8 protein-coding genes are annotated in these 8,080 nt (G+C 72.3%); 6 read left to right on the forward strand and 2 right to left on the reverse strand.

Features of this window, described 5'->3' with window-relative positions:
• Positions 1-81: 81 nt before the first annotated feature.
• The gene (locus B1L11_RS24720; protein ID WP_256862848.1) at positions 82-1,311 is read left to right on the forward strand and encodes an MFS transporter; all 1,230 of its coding nucleotides are present in this window, start codon (positions 82-84) and stop codon (positions 1,309-1,311) included.
• On the opposite strand, the gene B1L11_RS24725 is transcribed toward B1L11_RS24720, so the two are convergent.
• Both B1L11_RS24725 and B1L11_RS51805 read right to left on the reverse strand, forming a co-directional pair.
• Positions 1,301-2,245, reverse strand: a complete 945-nt coding sequence (locus B1L11_RS24725; RefSeq protein WP_256862852.1) for a PLP-dependent aminotransferase family protein — start codon at positions 2,243-2,245, stop codon at positions 1,301-1,303. The genes B1L11_RS24720 and B1L11_RS24725 overlap by 11 nt on opposite strands.
• Entirely contained in the window at positions 2,176-2,682 is a 507-nt protein-coding gene (locus B1L11_RS51805; RefSeq protein WP_256862849.1) for a GntR family transcriptional regulator, read from the reverse strand. Before B1L11_RS51805 ends, B1L11_RS24725 begins: the two co-directional genes overlap by 70 nt.
• 67 nt (positions 2,683-2,749) lie before the next feature.
• On the opposite strand from B1L11_RS51805, the gene B1L11_RS24730 reads away from it, so the two are divergent.
• From B1L11_RS24730 to B1L11_RS24745, 5 genes are all read left to right on the forward strand, one after another.
• Positions 2,750-3,676, forward strand: coding sequence for a DMT family transporter (locus tag B1L11_RS24730; protein ID WP_079316697.1), 927 nt, complete (start codon positions 2,750-2,752; stop codon positions 3,674-3,676).
• Between the two features lie 297 nt (positions 3,677-3,973).
• Positions 3,974-5,626, forward strand: coding sequence for a fumarate hydratase (locus tag B1L11_RS24735; protein ID WP_079316698.1), 1,653 nt, complete (start codon positions 3,974-3,976; stop codon positions 5,624-5,626).
• Between the two features lie 99 nt (positions 5,627-5,725).
• A complete protein-coding gene (locus B1L11_RS24740; RefSeq protein WP_256862850.1) occupies positions 5,726-6,697 on the forward strand; it encodes a serine/threonine-protein kinase in 972 nt (323 codons plus the stop codon).
• On the forward strand, positions 6,694-7,170 hold the full coding sequence (locus B1L11_RS51810) for a hypothetical protein (RefSeq protein ID WP_256862851.1): 477 nt from the start codon (positions 6,694-6,696) through the stop codon (positions 7,168-7,170). Before B1L11_RS24740 ends, B1L11_RS51810 begins: the two co-directional genes overlap by 4 nt.
• 42 nt (positions 7,171-7,212) lie before the next feature.
• The coding region (locus tag B1L11_RS24745; RefSeq protein WP_143737512.1) for a serine/threonine-protein kinase at positions 7,213-8,080 on the forward strand (868 nt) is incomplete at its 3' end.

Here is an 8,080-nt window from a genome sequence, read left to right on the forward strand (position 1 = left end):
GGCGCACCCCATTGACCGGGCGGGTGACGGCTCCTACGCTGACGAAAACTTGAACCCCCCTCATGTTCCTGGAGGCGTGCGATGCCGGCAGAGGACACGGTGCCTACTTCTCGCGACCGGCAGGCGCGACTCGCCACGTTCGCGGTGTTCTTCGTCCAGGGCCTCACCTTCGCCACGCTGCTCACCCAGGTGGCGGCGCTGCAGAAGAAGCACGGCCTGTCGGACGGCGAGCTGACCATCCTGCTCCTCGTCGTTCCGGTGATCGCGGGGGCCGGGAGCGCGCTCGCCGGGGCCGCCGCGTCCCGGTGGGGCAGCCGCCTGATCCTCCGCCTGGTGCAGCCGCTCGCCTGCGCCGCCGTCGTGCTCGCGGGCCTCGCCCCGAACGTCCCCATGCTGGTGGCGGCCAACGTCCTGTTCGGCCTCGGCCTCGGCGGGGTGGACGCGGGCATGAACATGCAGGGCGTCGCGGTCGAACGCGAGTACGGCCGGGCGGTGCTCACCGGGTTCCACGCGTTGTGGAGCGTGGCGGCGGTCGTCGGGTCGCTGTGGGCCTCCGCGGCGGCCACGCTCGGCCTCGGTCTGCCCGTCACGTTCGCCATCGCCCTGGTCCCGGCCGCCGCTCTCGCCGTCCTCTCCTCGCTCTGGCTCTACCGGCCGGAGGAGGAGCACCGGGCATCCACGGTCAGGGACGCGGGCGCGGGGGCAGGCGCGGGCAGGCCGGCCGGGGCCGCGTGGCGGCCGATCATCCCCCTCTGCCTGGCGATGGCGTTCCTCTACGTCGGCGACTCGTCGGTCTCCAACTTCGGCACCGTCTTCATGGACAAGGTCCTGCACGCCTCGGCGACCGTGATCCCGCTGGCCCTGGGGGCCTACCAGCTCACCACGTTCCTGGTGCGGGTCGGCGGCGACTTCGCGGTGCGCAGGTGGGGCCCGGCGGCCATCGTGCGCGCCGGGGGCTCCGTCGCGACGCTGGGCTTCGTCGCGATCGTGGCGGCGCCGACGGTGCCGCTGGCGATCGCGGGCTTCGCGCTCACCGGGATCGGCCTGTCCGTCGTCGCCCCGCAGTCGTTCTCCGCGGCCGGCCGCCTCGACCCGGCGGGCACGGGCGTGGCGATCGCCCGGGTCAACATGTTCAACTACGTGGGGTTCATCGTCGGAGCCGCGCTCGTCGGCGGCCTCGCCGACGCCTCCGGCTTCCGCGTAGCCTTCGCCGCGCCGCTCGTCCTCGCCGCCGCGATCATCCTGCTCGCGCGCGGGTTCCAGCCGCGTACGGCCGACCCGGCCACCGCGACCACCGTCGTCACCCCCTGACATCCCTCCCGACGTTCCCCGCCAGGGCGCGTACGGCCTCGGTGACGCGGTGGGCGGGCAGGCGGGCGAAGCCGATCACCAGACCCGGCGAACCGTGAGCCGGTGTCACGGCCTCCGCGGACAGGCCGGCGGCGCGGGCGGCCTCGGCCAGGCCCGACGGGTCGCCCCCGTCGTCCGTCTCCGCGTAGAGGTGCAGTCCCGCCGAGATGCCGCGCACGGTGATCCAGGGCAGGTGCTCGGCCAGGGCGCCGACGAGGGCGTCCCTGCGCCGCCGGTACTCCCGGCGCATCCGGCGCAGGTGCCGGTCATACGCCCCGGTTGCGATGAGATGGGCGAGCGCGTACTGGTCGATGACCGGCGAGCCGAGGTCGAGTTCCCCGCGCGCGACCCGTACGGCACGGGCGACGCGCGGAGGCGCCGCGATCCAGCCGAGACGCAGCCCCGGAACGAGGGACTTGCTCACGCTGCCCGCGAGCACGACCCGGTCGGGGGCGAGGCCCTGCAGGCACCCGACCGGGTCGCAGTCGAAGCGGAACTCGGCGTCGTAGTCGTCCTCGAGCACGAGGGCGCCCGTGCGGGCCGCCCACTCGACCAGGGCGGCGCGGCGGGCCGGGGACAGGACGACGCCGGTCGGGTACTGGTGCGCCGGGGTCACCAGCACGGCGTCGGCGTCGCCGGGCAGGGCACCGACGACGATCCCCTCCCGGTCGACGGGTACGGGGACGGTGTCCGCCCCGGCCCTGCGGAGCAGCGGTATCTGACGTGCGCTCGTCGGGTCCTCGACGGCCAGGACGACCCTGCGGCCCCGGTCCCGCACCAGGGCCTGGACGACGAGGCTGAGCCCCTGGGCCACCCCGGTCACGATCATGACGAGCTCCGCCGGCGCGTCCGCCGCGCGCACCCGGCCGAGGTACGCGGCGAGTTCGCGGCGCAGGGGCGGGGCACCCCCGCCCCGGGGTCGCCGTAGTCGAGCGCGTCGTTGGGGCAGTGTGGCCAGGACGTGCGGACGGCGGCGAGCCAGGCCTGCCGGGGGAAGGCGCCGAGATCGGGTGAGGTGGGCCGGTGACCGTAGTGGGGCCAGCAGTGCGGCTCGTCCGGGATCTGCTCGGCGGAGGCGTGCCGCCCGGCCCCCGCCGCGACCCGGGTGCCGGCGCCGGTCCTGGATTCGAGGAGTCCCTCGGCCACGAGTTGCTCGTACGCCTCGACGACGACGCCACGCGACAGGCCGAGATCGCGGGCGAGGTCGCGGGTGGCGGGCAGGCGGGCGCCAGGGACGAGCCGCCCGGACCGGACGGCGTTCCGCATCTCGCGGGCGATCTGCCCGGCGAGCCCGCCCGCGCCTCTGTCGACCACGAGATGAAGATCGGCCATTGGTCCACTCTAACGCGCCTCGATTGGACCATGGACCAGGACCAAGCCGTCCCTAGCATCACCTGACATGAACACACATGTGACCGGAGCGGCGGGTGCGATGTTCCTCGTGGGGACGTTGGCGGCGGTCTCCGGCGTTATCGCGGACTATCCGGTCTACGGGGGTCAGGCGCTCCGCTACGCCCTCGCCGCCGTGATCCTGCTCGCCGTCGCCCGGGGGCGCGGGCTCGGCTTGGTGCGGCTCCGGCCGCGCCAATGGGCGCTGCTCGCCGCGCTGTCGCTGACGGGGCTCGTGCTGTTCAACGTCTGCGTGGTCGAGGCGACCCGCGCGGCCGGGCCCGCGCTGCCCGGCATCGTCCTCGGCACGGTGCCGCTGGCGCTCGCCCTCGTGGGCCCGATCTTCACGGGCGCCCGGCCGTCCCCGCGCGTCGTGGCTGCGGGTCTGGTGGTGGTCGCCGGAGCCTCGCTGGCGACCGGCGCCGGCAGCGGGAACCTGACCGGGCTGCTGTGGTCGCTGGGCGCCCTGGTCTGCGAGCTCTGCTTCTCGCTGCTGGCCCTGCCGCTGCTGCCGCTGATCGGCCCCCTCAGGCTGTCGGCCTGGACGTCCGCGCTGGCGGTGCCGTTCCTGCTGGTCGTCGGCGTCGCCCTGGACGGCCGTCACGTGCTGCGCGTGCCGACCGGCGCGGAGGCGGCCGGCCTCGCCTACCTCGCCCTGGTGGTGACGACCGTGGCGTTCTTCCTGTGGTATCGCTCGCTGCCCCGCCTGGGCGCGGACCGGGCCGGGCTGTTCGCCGGGATGATCCCCGTCGGCGCGCTCGCCACGGCCGCCCTTCTGGGGATCGCCGCCCCCTCCGCGGCCGACCTGGCGGGCGCGGCCCTCGTGATCAGCGGGATCGCCCTCGGGCTCCGCTCGCCCTCGCCTCGTCGGCCTGTTCGGTCCTTCGCGGCTCGTCGCGCGGCACCGCTCGCGCCCCGGGAGGGGACCACCAGCTGATGTCGCCGTCCTTGACCTGCCGCAGCACGAGCGTGAGCAGCGACACCGCCAGGGCCACGAGAATGCCGATCGCGAAGATGACCATGACCCATACTTCGGCGTTCATGACCCCTCCCCCCTGTGCTCTATGTCTCAATTATCCCGCTTTGTAGCCGAATATTCAGTGTGAAATTATTCAAAAGCTACTCATAGCCCGGCATGATGACCACGGCCCGTGCGCCGTACGCTGTGCAAAGACCATGGGCGGTCCGCGCGGCGGGCGCGCCCGACCAGGCAGACCACGAGGAACCGAGGACGATGCCGGAGTTCGACTACACCGACCTGCTCCCGCTTGGACCGGACGAGACGGAGTACCGCCTGATCACCACCGAGGGGGTGCGGGTCACCGAGGCGGCCGGGCGCAGGTTCCTGGAGGTCGAGCCGGAGGCCCTGCGGCTGCTCACCGAGACCGCGATCCACGACATCTCGCACTACCTGCGGTCGTCCCACCTGGCCCAGCTCCGCAAGATCGTCGATGACCCCGAGTCGAGCGGGAACGACCGCTTCGTCGCCCTCGACCTGCTCAAGAACGCGAGCATCTCGGCCGGCGGCGTGCTGCCGATGTGCCAGGACACCGGCACCGCGATCGTCATGGGCAAGCGCGGCCGGCACGTGCTGACCGACGGGCGCGACGCCGAGCACCTCAGCCGGGGCGTGTACGACGCCTACACGAGGCTCAACCTGCGCTACTCGCAGATGGCGCCGCTGACGATGTGGGACGAGAAGAACACCGGCTCCAACCTGCCGGCGCAGATCGAGCTGTACGCCGAGGACCCGAACGGCCACCCGGACGAGTACAAGTTCCTGTTCATGGCCAAGGGCGGCGGCTCGGCCAACAAGTCGTTCCTCTACCAGGAGACCAAGGCGGTCCTCAACGAGAAGCGGATGCTCGCCTTCCTCGAGGAGAAGATCCGCTCGCTCGGCACCGCCGCCTGCCCGCCGTACCACCTGGCGATCGTCGTGGGCGGCACCAGCGCGGAGTACGCCCTGAAGACCGCGAAGTACGCCTCGGCCCGCTACCTCGACTCCATCCCCACCGAGGGCTCGCCGAGCGGGCACGGCTTCCGCGACCTGGAGATGGAGAAGAAGGTCTTCGAGCTGACCCAGAAGCTGGGCATCGGCGCGCAGTTCGGCGGCAAGTACTTCTGCCACGACGTGCGGGTCATCCGGCTGCCCAGGCACGGCGCGTCCTGCCCGGTCGCCATCGCGGTGAGCTGCAGCGCGGACCGTCAGGCGCTGGCGAAGATCACCCCGGAGGGTGTCTTCCTGGAGCAGCTGGAGACCGACCCCGCCCGCTTCCTGCCCGACACCACCGACGAGCACCTCGGCGGCGACGTGGTCAGCGTCGACCTCAACCGCCCGATGCCGGAGATCCTCGCCGAGCTGAGCAGGTATCCGGTCAAGACCCGGCTGTCGCTCACCGGTCCCCTCGTCGTGGCCCGCGACATCGCCCACGCGAAGATCGCCGAGCGGCTCGACGCCGGCGAGGACATGCCGCAGTACATGAAGGACCACGCCGTCTACTACGCCGGCCCGGCCAAGACCCCCGAGGGCTACGCGTCCGGCTCCTTCGGCCCCACTACCGCCGGGCGGATGGACTCGTACGTCGAGCGCTTCCAGGCGGCGGGCGGCTCGATGGTGATGCTGGCCAAGGGCAACCGGTCGAAGCAGGTCACCGAGGCGTGCCAGAAGTACGGCGGCTTCTACCTCGGCTCGATCGGCGGCCCCGCCGCCCGGCTGGCCCAGGACTGCATCAAGAAGGTCGAGGTCCTGGAATATCCGGAGCTGGGCATGGAGGCGGTCTGGAAGATCGAGGTCGTGGACTTCCCGGCCTTCATCGTCGTCGACGACAAGGGCAACGACTTTTTCGCGGACACGACCGGCCCCGTCCTTACCATCGGACGGCGCTGACCCTGCGGGGAAGTTGTCAGGATCTTTGACAGAAGATCTCAACAATTTCCCGGCATGGTCTCTACAGGTCGCACTACACAAATCGGTAAGCTGCCACCCATGCGTGCGCCGTCCGGATACCTGTTAGCCGCGCGCTATCGGCTTATCGAGCCGGTCGGGCGCGGCGGGATGGGCACTGTGTGGCGCGCGCGTGACGAGCTGCTCGACCGCGAGGTGGCTGTCAAGGAGGTGCGGCTTCCGCTGGTCCTCGACGAGGACCTGCGGGCGGAGCTGTGCGCGCGCACCGAACGCGAGGGCCGGGCGACCGCCATGGTCGCCCACCCCTCGGTCATCACGCTCTTCGACGTCATCACCGAGGACGACCGTCCCTGGATCGTGATGGAGCTGCTCAGGGCGCGGTCACTAGAGGAGCTGATCCGCCAGGAGGGCCCGCTGCCGCCGCGCCGGGTGGCCGACATCGGCCGGCAGGTGCTCGGCGCGCTGCGCGCCGTCCACGCCAAGGGCATCCTGCACCGCGACGTGAAGCCCAGCAACGTGCTGGTGACCGACGACGACCGTGCGGTGCTGACCGACTTCGGGCTGGCCGCCCTTGAGGGCGACGCCTCCATCACCCAGGCCGGGATCGTCCTCGGCTCCGCGGGCTACATCGCCCCGGAGCGCGTCCTCGGCGACAAGGCGAGCCCGGCGGCCGACCTGTGGTCGCTGGGCGCCACCCTCTACACCGCCGTCGAGGGCCGCGGCCTGCACGGTCGCCGTACGGCGGCGGCCGCGCTCGCGGCGCTGACCAGCGGCGCTCCCATCCCCATGGAGAAGGCGGGCCCGCTCGCCCCGGTCCTGCGCGGCCTGCTCCAGATCGACCCCGCGGCGAGGCTCGACGCGTCCGCGCGGCCCACGCGCTGTCCAGGATCGCCGCCGGAGGCACGGCCGAGGACCCGTTCGCCTCCCCGTTCCGGGCCGCCCGGCCCACGCCGCCGCCCATCGCCCCGCAGCCCACCGCTCCGGAGACCCGCAAGCCGCCGCAGCGCAGCCGGGGGCAGCACCGGGCCGAGTCGCGGCCCACGCCCAAGGTGACCCCGCGCGACCGCGATTCCGGGCCCCACCGCCAGTCGGGGCCGTACGGCCAGCCGTACCGGCCCGGGGAGCACGGCCAGCCCCACGCGTACGACCCGTACGCCTCGGGGCGGTACGACGTGTTCGCTCCGCACGGGCAGTCCGGACAGTACGGTCAGAGCGGTCAGAGCGGTCAGAGCGGTCAGCTGCGGCACAGTGGCTCACAGACTGGCTCACACAGCGGCTCCTTCAGCGGCCCGCACCAGCAGGTGGGGCAGTCCGGCCACCACCGCGGCCACCCGCGCGACTTCGGCTACTCGCGGGAGGCGCCTTCCGTGCCGTCCCAGCGCCGGCGGCCGAGCGAGGGCCTGCACCGCAAGCCGTCGGAGCCCGCCCTCCACCACGTCGTGCGCATTCCCATGATGCGGCACGTGGCAAAGATGATCAAGATCCTGCTCCCGCGCCGGTATTGGCCGAGAATCTTCATCAAGTAACCAGAAAGCGATTTCCTAGGTGGAATCGCTATCTTTCTAGATATGCCGGAACAGCACCCGCGGCCGCTCGCCGACCGCTACGAGCTGCGCACCCGCATCGGCCGGGGAACCATGGGCACCGTCTGGCGGGCGTACGACCGGTCGCTGGGCCGGGAGATCGCGGTCAAGGAGATCCGCCAGGACCCCTCGCTCAGCCCTCGGCAACGACAGGAGCTGCGCGAACGCATGATGCGCGAGGGCCGCATGGCGGCGCGCGTCAGTCATCCCTCCGTCGCCACCATCCACGACGTGATCGTGTCCGACGGCATTCCGTGGATCATCATGGAGCTCGTCGAGGGGCGCTCGCTGGAACAGGTGATCGACGAGGAGGGGCCGCTGCCGCCGCGCCTGGTGGCGGAGATCGGTTACGACCTGCTCGGCGCGCTGCGCGCCGCCCACGCCCAGGACATCCTGCACCGTGACGTCAAACCGGCGAACGTGCTGCTGACCGAGACGGGCAGAGTGGTGCTGACCGACTTCGGCATCGCCAAGGCGCTGGGCGACCACGCGCTCACCCAGACCGGCATGGTGATCGGCTCGCCGGGATACACGGCGCCGGAGCGGGCCCGGGGCGACTACACCGGCCCCGAGTCCGACCTGTGGTCGCTCGGCGCGACGCTGTACTTCGCCGTCGAGGGACGGCCGGCGTACGAACGGCCGACCGTGGGCGAGACGCTGGCCGCCTTGATGACGGAGAAGGCCGACCCGCCCGCCCAGGCCGGGCCGCTGCGGCCGGTCCTGGACGGGCTGCTGGAGAAGGACCACACCGTGCGCCTCACGCCCGAGCGCGCCGCCGCGATGCTGCGCCTCATCGCCGACACCCCCACGGGCCTCCATTCCCGCCGGTGCCCCCGGCGCCCCGGTGCCCCAG

Origin of the sequence: Microbispora sp. GKU 823, from assembly GCF_002027145.1 — a bacterium.
GTDB classification, from domain to species: Bacteria; Actinomycetota; Actinomycetes; order Streptosporangiales; family Streptosporangiaceae; genus Microbispora; species Microbispora siamensis.

Excerpts from the sequence above, each read along its gene's own strand:
- B1L11_RS24740 (WP_256862850.1), top strand. The coding sequence starts at position 5,726 with ATGCGTGCGCCGTCCGGATACCTGTTAGCCGCGCGCTATCGGCTTATC.
- B1L11_RS24720 (WP_256862848.1), top strand. The coding sequence starts at position 82 with ATGCCGGCAGAGGACACGGTGCCTACTTCTCGCGACCGGCAGGCGCGA.
- B1L11_RS24730 (WP_079316697.1), top strand. The coding sequence starts at position 2,750 with ATGAACACACATGTGACCGGAGCGGCGGGTGCGATGTTCCTCGTGGGG.
- B1L11_RS51805 (WP_256862849.1), bottom strand. The coding sequence starts at position 2,682 with ATGGCCGATCTTCATCTCGTGGTCGACAGAGGCGCGGGCGGGCTCGCC.
- B1L11_RS24735 (WP_079316698.1), top strand. The coding sequence starts at position 3,974 with ATGCCGGAGTTCGACTACACCGACCTGCTCCCGCTTGGACCGGACGAG.